The 20,450-nt window shown below is 37.3% G+C and carries 20 protein-coding genes and 1 riboswitch; of the genes, 12 read left to right on the top strand and 8 right to left on the bottom strand.

All coding sequences use genetic code 11. The features are described 5' to 3' along the window. Positions 1 to 98: 98 nt before the first annotated feature. Positions 99 to 2,111, top strand: a complete 2,013-nt coding sequence (locus tag T323_RS27020; RefSeq protein ID WP_051556587.1) for a putative bifunctional diguanylate cyclase/phosphodiesterase — start codon at positions 99 to 101, stop codon at positions 2,109 to 2,111. Between the two features lie 294 nt (positions 2,112 to 2,405). Next, positions 2,406 to 2,990 (top strand): DUF4309 domain-containing protein, encoded by a 585-nt coding sequence (locus T323_RS0117685; RefSeq protein ID WP_026674476.1) that lies wholly within the window; start codon positions 2,406 to 2,408, stop codon positions 2,988 to 2,990. 83 nt (positions 2,991 to 3,073) lie between these two features. Here the strand turns inward: T323_RS0117685 and T323_RS0117680 are convergent, their stop codons facing one another. From T323_RS0117680 to T323_RS0117660, 5 genes are read right to left on the bottom strand one after another with little or no spacing between them, the layout of a single operon-like run. Then, positions 3,074 to 4,126 carry an ABC transporter substrate-binding protein gene (locus tag T323_RS0117680; RefSeq protein ID WP_026674475.1) on the bottom strand — a complete coding sequence of 351 codons (1,053 nt, stop codon included), beginning with the start codon at positions 4,124 to 4,126 and terminating at the stop codon, positions 3,074 to 3,076. Next, entirely contained in the window at positions 4,108 to 4,857 is a 750-nt protein-coding gene (locus tag T323_RS0117675) for an ABC transporter permease (protein WP_026674474.1), read from the bottom strand. The genes T323_RS0117680 and T323_RS0117675 overlap by 19 nt, the downstream gene beginning before the upstream one ends. Beyond that, complete coding sequence (locus T323_RS0117670; protein WP_026674473.1) at positions 4,854 to 5,633, bottom strand: ABC transporter ATP-binding protein; 780 nt, start codon at positions 5,631 to 5,633, stop codon at positions 4,854 to 4,856. The genes T323_RS0117675 and T323_RS0117670 overlap by 4 nt, the downstream gene beginning before the upstream one ends. Further along, positions 5,626 to 6,300: a thiaminase II gene (gene tenA / locus T323_RS0117665; RefSeq protein ID WP_026674472.1), complete on the bottom strand. Its 675-nt coding sequence runs from the start codon at positions 6,298 to 6,300 to the stop codon at positions 5,626 to 5,628. Before tenA ends, T323_RS0117670 begins: the two co-directional genes overlap by 8 nt. Next, positions 6,297 to 7,589: an acetylornithine deacetylase gene (locus T323_RS0117660; protein ID WP_026674471.1), complete on the bottom strand. Its 1,293-nt coding sequence runs from the start codon at positions 7,587 to 7,589 to the stop codon at positions 6,297 to 6,299. The genes tenA and T323_RS0117660 overlap by 4 nt, the downstream gene beginning before the upstream one ends. An 84-nt stretch (positions 7,590 to 7,673) precedes the next feature. Continuing rightward, positions 7,674 to 7,776: riboswitch (TPP riboswitch) on the bottom strand. A 294-nt stretch (positions 7,777 to 8,070) separates the two neighbouring features. Between T323_RS0117660 and aceB the strand changes: the two genes are divergently transcribed. The 7 genes from aceB to T323_RS0117625 all read left to right on the top strand — a co-directional run bounded on the left by aceB (position 8,071) and on the right by T323_RS0117625 (position 15,487). Continuing rightward, complete coding sequence (aceB, locus tag T323_RS0117655) at positions 8,071 to 9,678, top strand: malate synthase A (protein ID WP_084309313.1); 1,608 nt, start codon at positions 8,071 to 8,073, stop codon at positions 9,676 to 9,678. 29 nt (positions 9,679 to 9,707) lie between these two features. Beyond that, positions 9,708 to 11,000 carry an isocitrate lyase gene (gene aceA, locus T323_RS0117650; protein ID WP_026674469.1) on the top strand — a complete coding sequence of 431 codons (1,293 nt, stop codon included), beginning with the start codon at positions 9,708 to 9,710 and terminating at the stop codon, positions 10,998 to 11,000. A 103-nt stretch (positions 11,001 to 11,103) separates the two neighbouring features. Then, positions 11,104 to 11,589 (top strand): ribonuclease E activity regulator RraA, encoded by a 486-nt coding sequence (rraA, locus tag T323_RS0117645; RefSeq protein ID WP_026674468.1) that lies wholly within the window; start codon positions 11,104 to 11,106, stop codon positions 11,587 to 11,589. A 343-nt stretch (positions 11,590 to 11,932) separates the two neighbouring features. Next, the gene (gene dapD, locus T323_RS0117640; protein WP_026674467.1) at positions 11,933 to 12,655 is read left to right on the top strand and encodes a 2,3,4,5-tetrahydropyridine-2,6-dicarboxylate N-acetyltransferase; all 723 of its coding nucleotides are present in this window, start codon (positions 11,933 to 11,935) and stop codon (positions 12,653 to 12,655) included. Between the two features lie 78 nt (positions 12,656 to 12,733). Then, positions 12,734 to 13,948, top strand: a complete 1,215-nt coding sequence (locus tag T323_RS0117635; protein ID WP_026674466.1) for an aspartate aminotransferase family protein — start codon at positions 12,734 to 12,736, stop codon at positions 13,946 to 13,948. Continuing rightward, positions 13,948 to 15,081, top strand: coding sequence for an N-acetyldiaminopimelate deacetylase (locus T323_RS0117630; RefSeq protein WP_026674465.1), 1,134 nt, complete (start codon positions 13,948 to 13,950; stop codon positions 15,079 to 15,081). The genes T323_RS0117635 and T323_RS0117630 overlap by 1 nt, the downstream gene beginning before the upstream one ends. A gap of 154 nt (positions 15,082 to 15,235) precedes the next feature. Beyond that, the gene (locus T323_RS0117625; RefSeq protein WP_026674464.1) at positions 15,236 to 15,487 is read left to right on the top strand and encodes a YkuS family protein; all 252 of its coding nucleotides are present in this window, start codon (positions 15,236 to 15,238) and stop codon (positions 15,485 to 15,487) included. 84 nt (positions 15,488 to 15,571) lie between these two features. Here T323_RS0117625 and T323_RS0117620 read toward each other — a convergent pair whose 3' ends face one another. From T323_RS0117620 to T323_RS0117610, 3 genes are all read right to left on the bottom strand, one after another. Then, a complete protein-coding gene (locus T323_RS0117620; protein WP_026674463.1) occupies positions 15,572 to 16,042 on the bottom strand; it encodes a spore coat protein in 471 nt (156 codons plus the stop codon). 145 nt (positions 16,043 to 16,187) lie between these two features. After that, on the bottom strand, positions 16,188 to 16,514 hold the full coding sequence (locus T323_RS0117615) for a hypothetical protein (protein WP_026674462.1): 327 nt from the start codon (positions 16,512 to 16,514) through the stop codon (positions 16,188 to 16,190). 146 nt (positions 16,515 to 16,660) lie between these two features. Then, the gene (locus tag T323_RS0117610; RefSeq protein WP_026674461.1) at positions 16,661 to 17,488 is read right to left on the bottom strand and encodes a mechanosensitive ion channel family protein; all 828 of its coding nucleotides are present in this window, start codon (positions 17,486 to 17,488) and stop codon (positions 16,661 to 16,663) included. A 328-nt stretch (positions 17,489 to 17,816) separates the two neighbouring features. On the opposite strand from T323_RS0117610, the gene T323_RS0117605 reads away from it, so the two are divergent. The 3 genes from T323_RS0117605 (at position 17,817) to T323_RS28090 (ending at position 20,318) form a co-directional block, all read left to right on the top strand. Continuing rightward, a complete protein-coding gene (locus T323_RS0117605) occupies positions 17,817 to 18,368 on the top strand; it encodes a peroxiredoxin (RefSeq protein ID WP_026674460.1) in 552 nt (183 codons plus the stop codon). Between the two features lie 84 nt (positions 18,369 to 18,452). Then, positions 18,453 to 18,905 carry a TlpA disulfide reductase family protein gene (locus T323_RS0117600; RefSeq protein ID WP_026674459.1) on the top strand — a complete coding sequence of 151 codons (453 nt, stop codon included), beginning with the start codon at positions 18,453 to 18,455 and terminating at the stop codon, positions 18,903 to 18,905. A gap of 183 nt (positions 18,906 to 19,088) precedes the next feature. Then, positions 19,089 to 20,318 carry a peptidoglycan recognition protein family protein gene (locus T323_RS28090; RefSeq protein ID WP_051556585.1) on the top strand — a complete coding sequence of 410 codons (1,230 nt, stop codon included), beginning with the start codon at positions 19,089 to 19,091 and terminating at the stop codon, positions 20,316 to 20,318. The last annotated feature ends 132 nt before the right edge of the window (positions 20,319 to 20,450 follow it).

Below are 20,450 nucleotides of genomic sequence, written 5' to 3'. Positions count from 1 at the left end.
AGCTAGTCGTTTCTCTCTCCTATTGTGTAAAATAAAGAAAAAAGATGTGGCGTAATTCAACGACTTTTTGCTGTTATGTCAAATTGAGGAGTACATTCATGAAATACCGGCTAGTCATGAAAAGTATATTAATATATATAGGCATTATTCTTTTTGCGGTTGCTCTCGTTAATTTTAGTTTATCCCATTTGTTTTTGAAGGCACCGTTACAAGCATACATGAATGACACACTAAAAGAAAAAATAGATGTCGTCGTTCAATTAACAAAAGGTCATGTGGATGATACTCTTTATTTGGAAGCAACTTTTGAAGAGCTCCTTATGAATGAACAGGATTTTAACCATTTTGTCCTGTACACTGACTCTGATATGATAGTCGTTGGTCAAGTAGAACAACGCGATAATATAATACAGCAACACGTAGACTCTATTTTAATTGAAGGTGAACAACTAGATAAAGAGGCTAATTATTATGGAGTTCAACTCATGGATAATACAGTGTTACTCATTGGTCTTAATTATGAAAGACACCGTGCGATTGAAAATCGAATTATCATAGTTGATGTCGTTGTGACGTTGTTTGCATTTTTACTCGTGTATTGTATCGTTCTTTTTATTGCCAAAAGAAAGCTAAGACCATTAGGTGTAATAGAATCCTATTTAGGAAATGTCGCAAAAGGGGATTTCTCGAAAAAGTTAGAGATAGGTCATAATCAGCACTTTCAATGGCTAGTTGATAGGATAAATGAAATGGTTAGTCATATTCATGAATTAGTGCATGAAGTGAGAAAGAAAGCAGATAATCAAGTCGAGTATATGTCCTTCCATGATGGATTAACAAATCTACCAAACCGTCGATTGTTTCGAGAGTTAATTAGTCAACAAATTTATAATGCTGAAAAAGATAATAGTGGATTTGTTGTTTTATATATTGATGTTGATGGTTTTAAAACTGTAAACGATACACTCGGACATTCTTTTGGAGATCAACTGCTTATCAAAATGGCAGAGCGTCTTCAAGATACAATAGAAGATTCAGGAATTCTTGCTAGACTTGGTGGCGATGAGTTCACTGTTTTAATTACAGATGAAAGGATGAGTCAACAAGAGAATGTGAATAGGCTTTGTAAAGCGATTATCGAAGCTTGTACGAAAGAATTTGAAATAGATAAAAATGAGATTTCACTCTCGGTTAGCATTGGGATCTCAATGTATCCTAAAGATGGGTTGAAGCACGATACTTTATTAAGAAATGCTGATGTGGCTATGAATACAGCAAAAAGTCTTGGGAAAAAGCAATATATCTATTATCAACCACATATGAGTGATATTGTGTTAGAACGAGCAGAAATTGAAAAACATATAAGACGAGCTTTTGAGCAAAATCAATTAATGTTAGCGTATCAACCGCAAATTGATGCTAGAACAAATGAAATTGTTGGTGTAGAAGTACTATTGCGCTGGTATGATGAAGAGTTTGGTATGGTACCACCTGGGAAATTTATTCCGATTATCGAAAAGACAAATTTAATTCATCAAATTGGAAATTGGGTCATTCACGAAGCGTGTAAGCAAAATAAAGCTTGGCAAGATGCTGGCTATCCGCCAATGAATGTTTCTATCAATGTATCAGCTAAACAATTCCAACAAGAAAATATTGTTGCTGTCATTGATCAGGCATTACAAGAATCTGAATTAGACCCAAACTATGTTACGATTGAAATTACTGAAAGTACGGCAATGGATAATACCGTAACAAATGCTAGAAAAATGGCAGATTTGAAATTGTTAGGAGTACATATTGCTATAGATGATTTTGGAACAGGGCACTCCTCTCTACGATATTTAAAATCATTTCCGGTTGATACATTGAAAATTGATCGCGAGTTTATTAAAGATTGTGGGCAAGAAAAAGGAGGTGAAGTTGTGACAGCTATTATTGCGTTAGCAAAAAGCTTACAAATCGATTTAATTGCTGAAGGTGTAGAAAAGAAAGAACAACTTCAGTTTTTGCAACAAAAGGATTGTCATGTGATTCAAGGATATTATTATTGTAAACCTTTGTTTGCACCGGAGTTTGAAGAATGGTTAACAAGTAGAAAAGAAAAGTAAGTTGATAAATAGAAAGGTAATCATTGCTACAAAACGCTTTTGAGAAACGATTCTCAAAAGCGTTTTTTCGTTATATTTTCGATTCTCTGTTGGTTACACGGGAGGTCGCTGCTTCACGAGTACTAAAAAAATGAAACGAAAAGGCTCCTTATTACGTCTAATATAAAGAATAGAAACATAGAATACAAATGACTAGATACTGATATATTTGTGTTTATTGAATAGAGACATAGGATATTGGGTAAACAGAGAGTATAAATGGATTTGTCTTAATTTTTGGAGAGGTGAGGCAAAATGAAAAAAGTGAACTGGGTGATATTGTTGTTAGTACTCATTTTACTAGGCGGTTGTGGACAGGCAAATGGACTAGCTGATAAGGAAAAAGTGCAAATAAAGGAACAAGAAGTAAAGACAATTAATATTGCTAGCAAAACGGTGTCAGTAGAGGGGAAAGAAGAGACGTTAGATTTTAACTGGATTGAAAAAGCGTATGAAGGATATTTAGCCGACATTCCACTAGCCATTGGAACGGAAAAAGAACAGGTGATTACACAATATGGTGACCCCATAGAAGAAGGGTATTATAATGGTGGACAATTTCTAGATTATACTCATGTCACTTTTTTTATAAATCCAGAAACAAATCAAACAAGTGCGATTGCAATCCCTTTTGAAGAACATGAAAAGGTGGTTAGTGATTTGTATCATGCGCTTGGCACACCAGATATTGTTGAATATAATGAAATGGAAGATTTTTGGTCGTATGAGTATCATGTCGGAAAGCATATCCTTTTATTTGAGACAAAAGAGAAAGAAGGAACGATTCATTATGCTTGGATTCGATTAAATTTTAATGAGCCGATTGAAGATAATGTTTAAGCTAGATAGACCTTTAGACAACTGCGTCTAAATTAAAGGTGAGACCACAGTGTAAAAACACATCTGGTCTCACCTTTGCCTTTTTAGTTTAACGTTGTAAAAATCTCTTCTGCTTCTGGTGGATTTTCAATGAGCCCTTCTTCTTTAAGCCAATTAATAACTTCCTGCCATGACTCAAGAGACTGACTACCAAATGGTTCTCCTTCTTCTTCCATCTTTGAAAGTAAAATCTCAATCGATTGGTCTTCAACGGCACGACTTAACGGGAAATTGACTTGGTCTTGGTTTGCAAATAGAATATCAAGACTTTCAGAAGGATTTTCTTTCATTAGTTCATAACCTTTTGTTGCAGCACGCCAAAACGCTTCAATATTTTCTCGCTCATTTTCCAGAGTTTCTTCATTTGTAACAATGACAAGCTCATAATAAGAAGGGACACCGTAATCCGTTGGGTTAAAATAACGAATATCATGACCTTGTTCTACTAAAACGGGGTATTCATGATTAATATAAGTGCCAATGACGGCATCGACTCTGTTACTTACAATCGAAGATCCTAGTTCAAAACCAACATCAACAAGGGAAACATCTTCAATGTTCCCACCATCAGACTCCACCATTGTCTTTAATAGAGGTTCATTAACAGGAATCCCAGGGTATCCAACACTTTTGCCAACTAAGTCTTGAGGAGATTGGATGTCACTATCTGCCATGACCATTAAATGGTTTAAAGGTGAGCGTACAATCGCTGCGACAGACACAACAGGAACCCCTTTTTCTCTTGCCATTATAACATCTGGTTGGTATGTGATTCCAAGAGTGACACCGCCTGTTGCTGCTAAATTAATCGGGTCAGTTGGGTTTGCCGGAAAGCGAATATTGACATCCAATCCTTCTTCTTCAAAATAACCTTCTTCTAATGCTGCATATAAATATGAATGAACAGCATTTGGATACCAATCTAGCATTATATCCATACTTGTTAAATCAGCGGGTTCTACCGTTTCTTGTAAGTCGTCTTCTCCCGCTTCAGGTTGACTTTCACCTTCAGTTGGTTGTTCGGCACCACAAGCACTTAATAATAATAGTGAGCATATTGCAAATAGAAAATAGTGTTTCAAGATAAATTCCTCCATTTTAATGTTATTGTTTCTAGAAGTTTTACGAGTAAAAAAAGTGTAATGCCAAGTATGGATAACCAAACAATTGGTGCGAAAACACCGGGCCCGTCAAATTGGGTCATCATTCTTCTACTGAAATATCCTAACCCTGCATCGGCTCCTAACCATTCTCCAATCGCTGCTCCAATTACACTTAATGTGACAGCAACTTTTAACCCAGAATAAAAATAAGGCAGAGCGGTTGGCAGTTGAATTTTTGTAAAAAGCTGAAACCGACTAGCTCCCATCGTTTTTAATAAATCTAAATGTTCGCTTTTCGTTGAACGTAACCCATCAAACGTACTTACTGTAATCGGAAAAAACGTGATAAGTACGGTCACAACGACTTTGCTCCAAATCGTATAGCCAAACCATAAAACAAATATAGGGGCTAAAGCGATTATGGGAATTGTTTGTGAAGCGATAACAATCGGAAAAAATGTTTTTTCTGCTGTTACATTTGTGTTCATCCAAATCGCTAACCCTACACCAAAAACAATCGAAATTGTTAGCCCGATAACTACAATTTGCAATGTCGCTGGAAGGTGGACAAAAAAGAGAATATCATGTAATTCCACCATTTTTTGTCCAATATGAGAGGGAGCAGGGAGTAAATACGGTTTGTTATAATATTTAGCCCACAGCTCCCATCCTATTCCAATCATGCTTAGGAACAGTAAGGAATAAACCGAATAGCGTAACTTCATACTGACACCTTCTGTCTTAGCCGATTTAAAATGGACCGTTTTAATTCGGTCAACTCTTGTGTCAATAAATCATCAATGGACCGTGGTCGACGAAGTGGCAGTGAAATTTCCTCAAACGTCGTTAACGGTGTTTCTGTAAATAAAATGATTCGATCAGATAAAAAAAGCGCTTCATCTACATCATGAGTAATAAATAAAATCGTACTATTTAATTCGTCCCATTTTGCAAGCAACCATTCTTGCATTGTCAGTTTTGTCATCGCATCAAGAGAGCTAAACGGTTCATCAAGGAGTAATAACTCGCTTCCACCGAGCATAGCCCGTAAAAAAGATGCCCGTTGCTTCATACCACCCGATAATTGATGAGGGTACTTTTTTTCTGTTCCTTGCAAACCGAAAGATGGAAAGAAAGAAAGGGCAATTTCATTTGCTTCTTTTTTGCTTTTTCCACTCACTTCGAGTGGAAGAATTACATTATCTAGGACGGTTCGCCATTCCAATAGCATATCTTGTTGCGGCATAAGTCCCACTTTCCCTAACCGATTTCCATTTGTTTCTTTTTGGAAGGTGATATCTCCCGCAATCTGTTTTTCTAAACCGGTAATTAACCGAAAAATCGTACTTTTGCCAGAACCGCTTGGGCCAAGGATGCTAACAAATTCACCTTGCTGAATCGTAAAGGATAAATCTTTTAAAACGATTTGTGATTGTTCTGCCTTTTTCTGTGGATAAGAAAAAGAAAGCTGATGAAATGATAATAGGGGTGTGTTATTCATCTGTAGGCCACATGTCTTTGTTATAGGACATATCCCAAAACATATACTCATACCGGCTAGTATTTAAAAAGATTTCTTCAAGTTTCTCTAATTGAGATTCTGGAAGACCAGTTGCTAATTCATCTAAGAGGTCAATTAGCCAATCCGCTAATTGACCAAACTCTTCAGAGCAATACATGGCAACCCATTCCCCGTAAGTTTCATGTTCGGTTGCCCCTGGAAGTTGCGAAAGCTCTTTTCCAATTTCATAATAACTCCATGTGCAAGGAAGGACGGCAGCAACAAGTTCTGCAAGCGACCCTCGTTGGGCCACATTTAACATATAGCCACTATAAGCTAATGTCGTTGGAGCCGCTTTCGTCGCTTCTAGTTGTTCTATCGAGATACCGAGACGTTTTGCATATTGTCGGTGTAAATCCATTTCCACATTTAACGTAGAGTCTAATAAGTTTGCGAAGGTTGACATCGTTTTTAAATCTTGAGCTTTTAAGCTTCCTAAAGCAAAGAGACGAGCATAGTCAATTAAATAAAGGTAATCTTGGCACATGAAAAATTGAAATTTATCAAGTTCAAGTGTACCTTGACCAATTCCTTGTACAAAAGGATGGTCATGACTTTTTCTCCATATTGGTGTTGCTTTTTTATGTAAGCGCTCTGTAAATTTCATTTAATACACTCCTTTTTTGAATGACACCATTCGTAAATAAAAGTTAATAGAACTTTAGTGAAATGAACTAACTCTTCAACTGACACTTGTTCATTTACAGCATGAGCATGTTGGAGTTTTCCAGGACCATAAATAACCGTAGGAATTCCAGCTTCACCTAACCATCCACCGTCAGTTACAGTAGGGGACATGCTAATTTGTACGTTTTCCTGGAACACATGCTGGTGGGCTTGTGCAAGCTGTTGGACACCTGGGTGTGTAGGGTCGATTTCTAAAGAAGGAAAAATTTCGCCTCGTTCTTCAATCATCGATGTGCCACCCCATTGAAAAATAGGTGGGTGTTCACGTAACCATGGATCAGCTTTTGCCATTTGTAATATATGGTTTTCCACTTCTTTTGCGATATCATCATGGTTTTCGTTTGGATAAAAGTGAACTGTAATCCATAACGCGCATTTATCAGCGATAAATGCAGCATGTCTGCCACCTTCAATGACGGCCGGGTTAATCGTCGTCATGCCGGGTGGAAACCCTGGATATGATTTTGTAATGGCCCAATGTTGTTCAAGTTCATTTAAGCTAGAAATGACTTTCATCATTTTTTCGATCGCACTAGCGGCAAACATCCCACCACCTGCATGAATCATATTTCTCCTTGTTGCATCATGATAGGTGTTTGGACTTTGAATTGTTATCCAACCTGTAATGACACCACCTTGGCCTTGAATTTGGCAATCGCTTGTATCAACGACAACCGCAAAGTCAGCTGCATATCCTTTTTTACAACATTCTAATGTTCCAGCTTCCCCGACTTCTTCTCCTATAACAGACTCTACAATGAGATCCCCAGGTAAGGAAATGTTATGACGATGAAGCAAGGATAAGGCAAACAAGGCACAACCTAAGCCGCCTTTCATATCAGCTGCACCGCGACCATACAAAATACCATCTTTCACAATAGGTGAAAACGGTGGTTCTTCCCATGGTTCATCTTCATGGACTTCCGCAACATCAATATGTCCATTAATTAGCAAGCTATTTGCGCTAGCAGGTTGTTTTCCTTTTAGGACGCCAACAACATTCGGATCGTTGCGATAAACATCCCACATATCAATGGTGAAGCCGAGTGATTGTAAATAATCGGCGATAAATTGTTGGGCTTCTTTTGTATTTCTAGCAGGTGGACTTGGTGTTTCAAAGGCAATGAGTGTTTTGATAAGGGAAAGTAATTCTTCTTTATTTGTTTCCACCGTATGTAATAGATTCATAAGCTCTTTTGAGTTTGTCATTTCTAACCTCCTTTTATTAGAAAAATAAAAAAAGCTACTTCATTGAAAAGAAGTAGCTTGGGCACAATATCGCATGTCAGTACAACGACCGTCCATCCACTTCCCTCCGCTAGTGTTACCTAGATCAGGTTCATAGGGTTTAGGTTGTTAACCTTTCTCAGCTATATAAGCACCCCTAGTGGTAATCCATATTAGACTGTAACTATCTATGATAAAAACTATCACAGATAAAAGGAAAACTCAACCAAAAGGACTATTCTTCTTAAAAATCATTAACATATTGTTTTTATGTATTATAACACAGGGGTAGTGAGTGGTATTAAGTAATGAAACAATTGAAGGTTTATTACGTTGAAAAGACGGTATTTTTTCAATATTTTTTTAAAAATTAGAAAAAAGTATAAAAAAGTGGTTGATATTACTAAAATACTGTTATATTATAAATTTATAAAATAAAAACTGTATTACTACAGTAACTAAAATGGAGGGAGAGGAAAGTGTGAATCAGATAAAAACGAGTTTGGAAATAAACCATGTGAATCGTTATGAAGAGGTTTTGACGCCAGAAGCTCTTTTGTTCGTAGAAAAATTGGTTCGGAGATTTGATAAAAGACGAGTTGAACTCCTAAAGAGAAGGCAAGTACGACAGCTAGAAATTGATAAAGGGATCATGCCAAACTTTTTGCCCGAAACAGAGACGATCAGAAAAAGTGAGTGGGAAATTGCTCCATTGCCATCGGATTTGCTAGATCGCCGTGTGGAAATTACAGGACCAGTGGACCGCAAAATGATTATTAACGCTTTAAACTCTGGTGCAAAAGTGTTTATGGCGGATTTTGAAGATGCCAACTCACCAACATGGGACAACAATATGAATGGACAAATCAATTTGCGTGATGCGATTCGAAAAAACATTCGTTTTGTTAATGAAGCAACTCAGAAAGAATACAAACTTAAAGATGAAATTGCGACTTTAGTTGTTCGTCCTAGAGGATTGCACTTAGTAGAAAAGCAAATTACGTTTGATGGAATACCGATTTCAGGTAGTTTAGTAGATTTTGGACTTTATTTTTATCATAATGCAAAAACATTGATTGAAAATGGTTCAGGACCTTACTTTTACTTGCCGAAACTTGAAAGTCACCTAGAAGCTAGATTGTGGAATGACATTTTTGTATATGCTCAACGAGAGCTTTCTATCCCTGAAGGAACAATTAAAGCAACTGTATTAATCGAAACGATTATGGCAGCGTTTGAAATGGATGAAATTTTATACGAATTAAAAGAACATTCAGCAGGGTTAAATTGTGGAAGATGGGATTATATTTTTAGTTACTTAAAGAGATTTCGAAATCATCCGGACGTCATTTTACCAGACCGTTCACAAGTGACTATGACTGTCCCTTTTATGAAAGCGTATTCGACATTAGCGATTAAAACATGTCATAGAAGAAACGCTCCAGCTATAGGGGGGATGGCTGCGCAAATCCCAGTGAAAAATGATGAGAAAGCGAATGAAGAAGCGTTTGCAAAAGTTCGCGCAGATAAAGAAAGAGAAGCAACAAACGGACATGATGGAACATGGGTTGCACATCCCGCGTTAGTTCCTGTAGCGAAAGAAGTATTCGACAAGTATATGCCAACACCAAATCAAATTGATAAAAAACGTGAGGATGTCAATGTAAGTGCCGAAGATTTAATTGAAATACCTGAAGGCACGATTACAGAGGACGGACTTAGAACAAACATTAGTGTTGGAATTCAATATATCGAATATTGGTTGCGCGGGCACGGGGCTGCTCCAATCAATAACTTAATGGAAGACGCAGCAACAGCGGAAATATCAAGAGCGCAAGTATGGCAATGGATTCGTCATCCTAAAGGTGTTTTAAATACAGGAGAAAAAGTGACATTAGAACTTGTACACCAATTACAAAAAGAAGAATTGGAAAAAATCAAAGAAAATCTGGGGGTTGGGGTCTACCAGAGCGGAAGATTTGATGAGGCAAGTCAATTATTTATCTCACTTATTGAAAATGATGAGTTTGAAGAGTTTTTAACAGTTCCTGGTTATGAGTGTATTCAATAATAAAAAAGATGAAAAGGGAGATGGAGTATATGACAAACAATACGACAAGAGAAGAACAAGTGAAAGAATTGCAATTTGATTGGGATACGAATGAAAGATGGTTAGGGATTGAAAGACCTTATAGTGCTGATGACGTTGTACGACTTCGTGGTTCTGTTCAAATTGAACATACGTTAGCTAGAAGAGGGTCTGAAAAACTTTGGAACTTAATCAATAATGAGCCTTATATTAATGCGTTAGGTGCCCTAACAGGGGGGCAGGCTGTTCAACAAGTAAAGGCAGGCCTAAAAGCGATTTACTTAAGCGGATGGCAAGTTGCAGCAGATGCTAACATTGCAGGACAAATGTATCCAGACCAAAGTTTATATCCGGCAAATAGTGTTCCTCAAGTTGTCAAAAGAATTAATAACTCATTGCAACGTGCTGACCAAATTCAACATATGGAAGGCAATGGTGATGTTGATTATTTTGCTCCAATTGTTGCTGATGCTGAAGCTGGTTTTGGTGGTCAGTTAAATGTTTTTGAATTAATGAAAGGAATGATTGAAGGCGGTGCTTCAGGCGTTCACTTTGAAGACCAATTAGCTTCTGAGAAAAAGTGTGGACATTTAGGTGGAAAAGTATTAATCCCAACACAAACGGCTATTCGTAATTTAGTATCAGCTCGTCTAGCTGCTGATGTTAGTGGTGTTCCTACTGTTCTTATTGCTCGAACAGATGCGGATGCAGCTGATTTAATTACAAGTGATATTGACCCTGTTGATGCTCCATTTATTACAGGTGAGCGAACAGCAGAAGGATTCTACCGTACAAATGCGGGAATTGACCAAGCGATTGCTCGTGGATTAGCTTATGCACCATATGCTGACTTAATCTGGTGCGAAACGTCAAAACCAAGCTTAGAAGAAGCAAAACAATTTGCAGATGCGATTCACGCTAAATTCCCTGGAAAAATGTTAGCCTACAATTGCTCACCATCATTTAACTGGGAAGCAAATCTTGATAAAGAAACGATTGAGAAATATCAAGTTGAACTAGGGAAAATGGGTTATAAGTTCCAGTTTGTAACGTTAGCAGGATTCCATGCGTTAAACCATAGCATGTTTGAGCTTGCGCGTGGTTATAAAGAAAGAGGAATGGGTGCATATTCAGAGCTACAACAAGCGGAATTTGCTAGTGAAGTAAATGGATATACAGCGACTCGCCACCAACGTGAAGTTGGAACAGGTTATTTTGATGAAGTAGCACAAGTTGTTTCTGGTGGTACATCATCAACAACTGCATTAAAAGGATCAACAGAAGAAGCTCAGTTTCAAAAATAAGCGGGAAAAGTAGGGGATTAATTTTCCCTACTTTCTTTTTTGCGACTGTGTGAATAACAACTATGCCAAAAAAGGCAAGTTTTAGTATAAGGAGGAATAAAAAATGAGTAGGCAATTTCAAACAGCGGATCTTTGTGATGAGTTTCGTGATAAACTGAAAGTGGCTGATCCACTTTTTCGACAATATGGAAAGAAATCGGCTTTTTTCGGGCCAATTTATACCGTAAAAGTATATGAAGACAATGTGTTAGTGAAACGAGCACTTGAAGCAATTCCAGAACATAGTGTCCTTGTTGTTGATGGTGGTGGGTCGACGCGTTGTGCTTTAATGGGAGATAATTTAGCTGATATTGCGGTTAAAAGGAAGCTAGCAGGTGTTATTATATATGGTTGTATCCGGGATAGTGCGATGATTAATAACATGGATACTAGTCTATTTGCGATTGGTACGAACCCATTTAAAAGTATAAAAAAAGGAGAAGGAGAAACTCAAGTCCCTCTGTCTTTTGCTGGTGTCTGTTGGGAACCGGGCCACTATGTATATGCAGATGAAGATGGCATTCTGCTTTCAGACACTTTTCTATTATAACGAAATTGTCTGTTATCATTACGGACATTTATTCCGTTATATCATTAAAAAAGGAATGTTTTCTATTTTTAACGGACATCTGTTCCGTTAATGAGCTGAAATAAAGGGAAAGATATGTCAAATGACTTATGTAACGGAAAAGATGTCCGATAGCACATGACAAACGTGATTGATTCGAAAAATAGCGGAAAAGATGTCCATTACGAGCTGTGAAAACAGCTTTTTTTCTTCACTAGGATGACTTAGAAGTTTTTCGGTCATAATACGGCTTACGGATTGCATTTTTTCTAATCTATCACTATTATAAGAAGAGAATAAATATTGACATTGGAGGAACAAACAGATGAAAATGATGGATGCAAACGAAATTATTCAATTTATTTCGAATAGTGAAAAGAAAACTCCTGTAAAAGTACATATTAAAGGTGAATTACAAGGAATTGACTTTGGAGCAGAAACAAAATCGTTCATAAATGGAAATACGGGCGTATTGTTTGGTGAGTGGAAAGAAATTGAAGCTGCTATAAAAGCAAATGAAGCAAAAATTGAAGACTATGTTGTGGAAAATGACCGACGCAATTCTGCGATTCCTCTTCTTGATATGAAAAATATTCAAGCGAGAATTGAGCCTGGTGCAATTATTCGTGACCAAGTAGAAATTGGAAATAATGCCGTTATTATGATGGGGGCAAGTATTAATATTGGCTCTGTCATTGGAGAAGGCACAATGATTGACATGAATGTTGTTCTTGGTGGACGTGCAACAGTAGGGAAAAATTGTCATATTGGTGCAGGCTCTGTTTTAGCTGGTGTAATTGAACCACCTTCTGCAAAGCCAGTTGTCATTGAAGACAATGTCGTAGTTGGAGCAAATGCTGTTATTTTAGAAGGAGTAACCGTTGGAGCAGGCGCTGTTGTTGCAGCAGGCGCTATTGTAACAGAAGATGTACCTCCAAACACTGTTGTAGCGGGTACGCCAGCACGTGTCATTAAAGAAATTGATGAAAAAACAAAAGGCAAAACTGAAATTAAACAAGAATTACGCCGTTTAAACGAAGATAACTAAACAATTAAGGATGTCCCAAAGGGTGAAAGAACCTTTTGGGACATCCTCTTATTAAATAGAAAAGGAAGGTGTAATGAATTGACGAACTGGCAAGAGCGTGATGCGACGTATATGATGGCAACATATAATCGAATGCCAATTGCGATAGAAAAAGGTGAAGGAAATTATTTATTTGATACAGAGGGAAATCAATATTTAGACTTGTTTACAGGACTTGCTGTTAATGTGCTTGGCCATTCTCACCCTGACATCGTTCAAACGATAAAAGAACAAGCAGAAAAGTTTTTACATATCTCAAATGTTTTTTTGAACAAGCCAGCGATTGAGTTAGCAGAACGTTTAGTGACGCATACATTACCAAATGGCAAAGTGTTTTTTACAAATTCCGGTGCAGAAGCGACAGAAGCAGCTATAAAGCTTGTACATAAGTGGACAAAAGAACAAAAAGAACCGAAAGCTGGTGTCATCGTATTAGAAAAAAGTTTCCATGGCCGAACATTAGGAGCGTTGAAACTGACGAGACAGCCAGGTGTATATCAGGACTTTCCGGTGACTTCAACACCAGTATATGAAGTACCACCACATGATTTAAAGCAGCTTGAAATGGTTATGGAAAAAGAACAGCCGGCCGCAATTATAATGGAGCCTGTTCTCGGTTCTGGTGGAATTGTTCCTCTTGATGTTAAATATTTAACGGATGTAGCTCAGTTATGCAAACAATATGGGGTTCTGTTTTGTATGGATGAAATCCAAACTGGGATTGGTCGAACAGGAAAGTTATTTGCTTATCAGTATGCGAATGTTTCACCAGATCTAATATTGTTTGCTAAAGGGATAGGCGGTGGTCTTCCTTTAGGAGGAATTATTGTCTCTGAGTCGTTAGCTCACTTGTTTCAGCCGGGTGATCACGGAACTACGTTTGCTCCGTCTCCGTTAAGCGCAGCGTTAGGAAATACTGTTTTTCGCGTTTTACTAGAAAAAGGGCTATTAGAAGAAGCAAATGTACAAAGTGAATATTTATGGGATAAGCTTCAAGTGATAAAAGATACGTATCCTGAAGTTATTGACAGTATTCGTGGAAAAGGGATGATGTTAGGGGTTGTTACACGACTTTCTCCAGAAAAAACGAAACAGTTACAAAAACAAATGCTAGCTGATGGGTTCTTAGTAGATGTGACGCAACAAACGATTATGCGATTATTGCCTCCTCTAACATTAAAAAGGGAAGAAGTCGACGAGTTTATTGATAGATTCCTTGCCAATGTCGAGACAATTCAAAAGGAGACTGTATAATGGGCCGATTTGAGCAATTTGTCCAAATTCGAAGACAACTTCACGAAATTCCTGAATTAGGGTTCCAGGAAGTGAAAACTCAACAATATTTATTAAACTATATTAAACAGCTTCCACAACAATTTATTGAAGTGAATACATGGAAAACAGGAATACTTGTAAAGGTGGAGGGAACTGAACCGACTGGTGTCATTGGCTATCGTGCAGATATTGATGGGTTACCAATTGAAGAAGAAACAGGGTATGCCTTCACTTCTCATCATCCAGGGAATATGCATGCTTGTGGGCATGATTTTCATATGAGTATTGCACTTGGGTTATTAACTCATTTTGCTAAGCATCGTCCGAAAGAAAGCTTATTATTTATTTTCCAGCCAGCAGAAGAAGGCCCAGGTGGTGCCAAGCCGATGTTAGAGAGTGAAGAGTTCGCCAAATGGCGACCGACTCAAATGATTGCTTTGCATATCGCACCAGAATATCCTGTTGGTACAATAGCAACAAAAGAAGGGCTACTCTTTGCGAATACGTCCGAGTTATTTATTGACCTCCATGGGAAAGGAGGGCATGCTGCCTATCCGCATACAGCAAATGACATGGTCGTTTGTGCGGCACACTTAGTAACCCAACTCCAAACGATTGTTTCAAGAAATATCGACCCGCTAGACTCTGCCGTGGTCACAATTGGAAAGATTAGTGGGGGAACAAAGCAAAATATTATCGCTGAAAAATCTAGGATTGAAGGGACGATCCGTACTCTTTCGCTTCAGTCTATGGAAAAAGTAAAAGCCAGAATAGAAGCGTTAGTATCGGGTGTCGAAGTTGGTTTTTCTTGTAAAGCAACAATTGACTATGGAGCTAACTACTGTCAAGTGTATAATGATACTACGTTAACCAGAGAGTTTATCGAGTTTAGTAAAAAGGCGGAAAATATAACTGTTATCGAGTGTCAAGAAGCAATGACAGGCGAAGATTTTGGGTATTTTCTAGAAGAGATACCAGGGTTTATGTTTTGGTTAGGTGTGAATAGTGCATACGGTTTACATGATGCAAAATTAAACCCTGATGAAAAGGCAATTGAAACAGCCATTGAACATTTAATTTCTTATATTACGTATAAGCAGTCTAATATGTAAAACGTTCTAAGTCCATTAAAAAGGTTATTCGTCCTTTCTTAACGGACTTTTCTTTTTCTCATTCATATGTAAAAATTGTATAGTTTACTTTCAATAATCCATACTAACAGTGTAACATACAAGATATTTACTTATACATTTGGAGGTGTTTTTGATGCCACGAATCGGTGTCGAGCAATCATTAACTGACGTTCAACAAGAACTTCAAGCTAGAGGGTATGATGTTATTCAATTAAAACAAGAACAAGATGCGCAAGGTTGTGACTGCTGCGTCATAACTGGACAAGACCAAAATGTGATGGGAATCCAAAATACAGTTACAAATGGTTCTGTTATTACAGCAGATGGAAAAACAGCTGAAGAGATTTGTCAAACGGTTGAAGCTCGCATTCAACAAAGCCAATAATGACCGAAAAATGAAACATAAGCAGGCGAAAAAAGCCTGCTTATGTTTTTGTGAAAGAAGCAACCAAACATTTACATTACTTGTTTATAAAATATCAAGTTTAACAAGTAATGCGAGTAAAAGTTGAAGTAATAGTTGGATGTTGATAGCTGCTTGTGTGTCTGTTGTCGTTACATCAACGTTACGAGAATTTTCGATAATTGTTTTTTGGTACGTCATTTGTTTTACTTTTGCTGTTTGTAAAAGCTCTTGTGTAATGCGTTCTGCAGTCGCACTGTCTGCAATTGAAATGCTAATGACAATCGCAATCGCCGCTTGTAATGATGCTTGGAGTGAAACAGCGGCTTTTGTATCTGTTGTTGTCACCGTTACATCACAAGAATCTTTAATTAAAATATATTCTTCAGAGAGCTGTAGTGTTTTATTTGCTTGAGTAGCTTCTTGCGCAACGTCCTCCTCTTTTGGAGAAGGGCATAGTGGATGAGAAGTTTTTGGATCTAATGCAGACCATTTTTTTTCTTTTCGGTCAGATGAGCGATATACTTCTTGGTTCATTTTTTTAAATTCCTCCTTTCAGTTTCTAATTCAGCATATGTAGGGATAGGTGAGACGGAGTGGACATATACCCTAGTGTAAATGCACATTTTTAATGAAAGAATAAAGAATGACCATTCTCAACTCTGAGAATGGCCATAGACATTTAATTATCTTTTTTGTTTACAAATGTCTTAACTGAACTAACGTCATTGTCACTCATAAATTGCTTTCGGACTGGAGCTTCTGGTTGTGGTTGCTCTAAAGTAGGTGTCGAATCTATTTGTTGTTCAAAATCCTTTTCTGTTTTTGCTTTTTGTTGATTCTCTAAGAAACCTTCTACTTCTTTTTGTATATCAAATACGATGCCTTTAATTTTTTCCTTTTCTTCATCATCTAAATTCACAGACTTTGTTTTTACATCATGCTTTTTCAATACATTGTCTACGACCATTTCAATTAATTTTTGTTGACTTGATTGATTGATTTCCATATCAATTCCTCCCTGAAATTGTCCCAATATAGTATACAATATGAAATGAAATTGTAGATGTGTAGGCATTTCACCTGAAATCCAATTAGAAACTCTTTTAAAAAAAAAGTGCCACAAAGAGATAACTCTTTGTGACATCCTGACTTTTATTGACTTTTCGTAATATTAACTTGATGCGGAAAAGGAATTTCGATCCCATTTGCATCGAATGCTTCTTTAATTTCTTTCCGTAATCGCCTTTCAACGGCCCATTGGTTCATATTTGTTGTTTTTGATACGATTCGTAATACTACATCTGAACTACCGAGAGCTTGAACACCAACAACATCTGGCCCTTCAACAATTTCTTCCATTTCTAAAGCGAGCTTATCACAAACCGTTTGCAATACGTCCATCGCCTTTGTAATGTCATCATCATAAGAAATGCTAATATCAACAAGGGCTCGCATATTTCCTCGAGAGTGATTACTGACACTTCCTATTTCACGGTTAGGAATATAATGGAGAGTGCCATCAAACCCACGAATTTTGGTCGTTCGGATCCCGACCTCTTCAACAATCCCGTCTAATCCACCAATCGTAACATAATCTTCTACATCAACTTGACGTTCTAATAATAGAAAAAATCCGGTTACTACATCGCTCACTAATCCTTGGGCTCCAAAACCAACAGCCAATCCAATAACACCAGCACCGGCAATTAAACCAGCAGGATTTAAATCGAATATCGTTAATACGATAGTGACAAATACAAAAAATAACGTATAAGACAAGGCGTTTTTTGATAATTTTTCAAGGGTAATAATCCGACCTTGTGTTACATTTCGTTGTTCTGCCATCTTTGAAAACGCACGTGAAATCACTTTGTTTCCGATAGATCTTGCAATAAAAAAGACAATAATCGTTAATAGGAGTTGTCCAATAATTAGGACGGCTCCACTAAGAAAATTAATAACAATTTCACTTTCAAACATAGGTATCCACTCCAATCTACTTTAAAACATTACCCAATTTTTTTTGTTTTCAAACGGTTCGACTTTTACTAAACTAAAACAAAGTTAAAAAAATTGTAACACATTAAAAATGAAAAAATCTCAAGTTAAATCTTTAAGAGAAAAAAATGCGAATATACTACTAGATTACTGTTTATAACTGTTGTTACTGGATATAATTATATAGTGATAATTATAAAATTGGGCATCATTAGCACATTCAGACAATTTTAACTATCATTGACTAACAAAAACCCTTCTCTTATAATATCAATGTAATATGACAAGTTTTTTTAGGAGGTATGTACATATGTCAGATAAGCGAATGGTTGCAAAGCAAGCTCCTCGTTTTGAAATGGAAGCAGTGTTACCAAACAAGGAATTTGGTAAAGTAAGTCTCGAGGAAAACATGAAAAATGAAAAGTGGACGGTATTATTTTTTTACCCAATGGATTTTACTTTTGTTTGTCCAACTGAAATTACGTCTTTAAGCGATCGTTATGATGAGTTTGAAGATTTAGATGCAGAAGTAATTGGGGTTTCTACAGATACGGTTCATACGCACAAAGCATGGATTAACACAGCTCGTGACGAAAATGGTCTAGGTGATTTAGCGTATCCATTAGCTGCAGATACGAACCACCAAGTTTCTCGTGATTATGGTGTATTAATTGAAGAAGAAGGTATTGCTCTTCGTGGATTATTCATCATTAGTCCAGAAGGCGAATTAATGTATTCCGTTGTTAATCATAATAACATCGGTCGTGATGTGGATGAGACACTTCGAGTTCTTCAAGCACTACAAACAGGTGGACTTTGCCCAGCAAACTGGAAACCTGGTCAAGAAACATTAAACGTATAATCTAGAATAATTGAAATTAAAGCGAATGAGGGTCTAGCATTTTGTTAGACCTTTTTTGCTAATTGAACAATGGAGGGACTAGAAATGGCACTTAAATTACGCTCACAATTACCTGAACTATCTGGAGCAACAGAATGGCTTAATGGAGAAGTGAAACGAGAAGAGTTAATCGGGAATAAGCCGACACTTATCCACTTTTGGTCTGTGTCTTGTGGACTTTGTAAAGAAGCAATGCCAAATGTAAATGAATTTCGTGATGCATATCAAGATAAGTTGAATGTCATTGCGATTCATATGCCACGTTCAGAAAAAGATTTAGACCTTGAACAAATTAAAGCTGTGGCCGCTGAACATGATATTACCCAAACGATTGCGGTTGATAATCAACATAAAATCACCGATGCGTTTGAAAATGAATATGTACCAGCATACTATGTGTTTGATGAAGAAGGTCAATTACGCCATTTTCAAGCAGGTGGTGGCGGAATGAAAATGTTAACGAAACGTGTGAACCGTGTATTAGGAATTAAAGAATAATATTGGTAATACGAAGTAAGAGAAAAGGAATGCTATCCATAGTTGAATAGCACTCCTTTTTTTAATGTTTACAATATTGAAGTAGTGAGGGATTTTAAAAAGTAGGGCTAGAGTTTGTACTTTTTTCTTTTTCATTATCACCTCTTTGGGGCATCGCCTATATATATAGTATGAGGTGATAATATGAATATAATCGATAAGCGAAATTCATTAGCTCGTCATAATAGCCGTAATTATCGTCGTCGTTCACGTTCAGCTATTACAAACATAGCCATTCACCATAGTGCGACAACATCTGGAAGTGCTGAAGCTTTTGCCAGATACCATGTAAATCAACTTGGCTGGCCTGGTATTGGATATCATTATGTTGTTGATAAAGATGGCTCGATTAGCAAATGTCATGATTTAGAAGTTGTCAGTTATCACGTCGGAAATAGTAATGGAAGAGCGGTTGGGATTTGTATGGTTGGAGACTTTCGTACTCAATCATTAGAAGCTGCTCAACGAAATGCAACCCTTGATTTAACATTGTCTTTAATTGATGAATTAAACTTAGCGATTGAAGATGTGTTAGGACATATTGAATTTCCTGGATATTCATGGAAGCCTTGTCCGTCTGTTAGCATGAACGGATTTCGTAATGCTTTATACAATCGTCGAGGAGACTTGCCACAAGGGGCGATTCCTTCACGAACATATGTCGCAGGGGCAAGACAACGGAGTTTTTTATCTAGAGGAGACCAAGGCGATGATGTGAGGGCGCTTCAAGAGCGATTAACAGAGTTAGGATTTGATGCAGGGCCGATTGATGGCATTTTTGGACCGCTTACTTATGATGGTGTTGTTCGATTTCAACGAAGCGCGAATATCGGCGTAGATGGTATTGTTGGTCCAGAAACGAGAGCAGCTTTACGTGATGCACAAACACCAATAGACCAAATTGAGCACGGCTCCCCTACAGATGAGCCAGATTATCGTGAACCTAGTTTTACTAATGAATCGCGAAGACTTCTTCGCTATGTTATTCCTGTTATGCGTGGAGAGGATGTTCAAGAAGTTCAGCGGAAAACAGGGGCAATGGTCGATGGCTTATTCGGACCAGAAACAGATCGTAGAGTAAGAGAGTTTCAACGGCGGGAAAATTTAACTGTTGATGGGATAGTAGGTCCACAAACATGGAGAGCGTTAGACCGTGTAAGAAACACAGCTGCTCGATATGAGAGATTATTAACATTAAGGAGACCTTTTGTGCAAGGTGATGATGTAAAACGCGTACAAAGGGAACTAGGGGTTCCAGTAGATGGGCTGTATGGTCCAGTGACTGAACGTGCGGTCAGAGAATTCCAACAAAGTGAAGGTATTACTGTTGATGGAATTGTTGGACCACAAACATGGGGCCGGTTATTTAATTAACGATAAGATTTTCTTAATAGAGTGAATTTGTATAAAAAAAAGACGCTCCGCGTTTTTTTAAAAGCTTTATATATTTATTATGAAACGAACAAAACTTCGTTAAATGCAAATATAGCCGTTTTTATTAATACA

It is taken from the genome of Alkalihalobacillus bogoriensis ATCC BAA-922 (assembly GCF_000621445.1).
Taxonomy (GTDB): Bacteria; Bacillota; Bacilli; order Bacillales; family Bacillaceae_F; genus Bacillus_AO; species Bacillus_AO bogoriense.
Note: the sequence above shows the minus strand (reverse complement) of the source record. Positions and strands in the feature narration are given on the sequence as shown.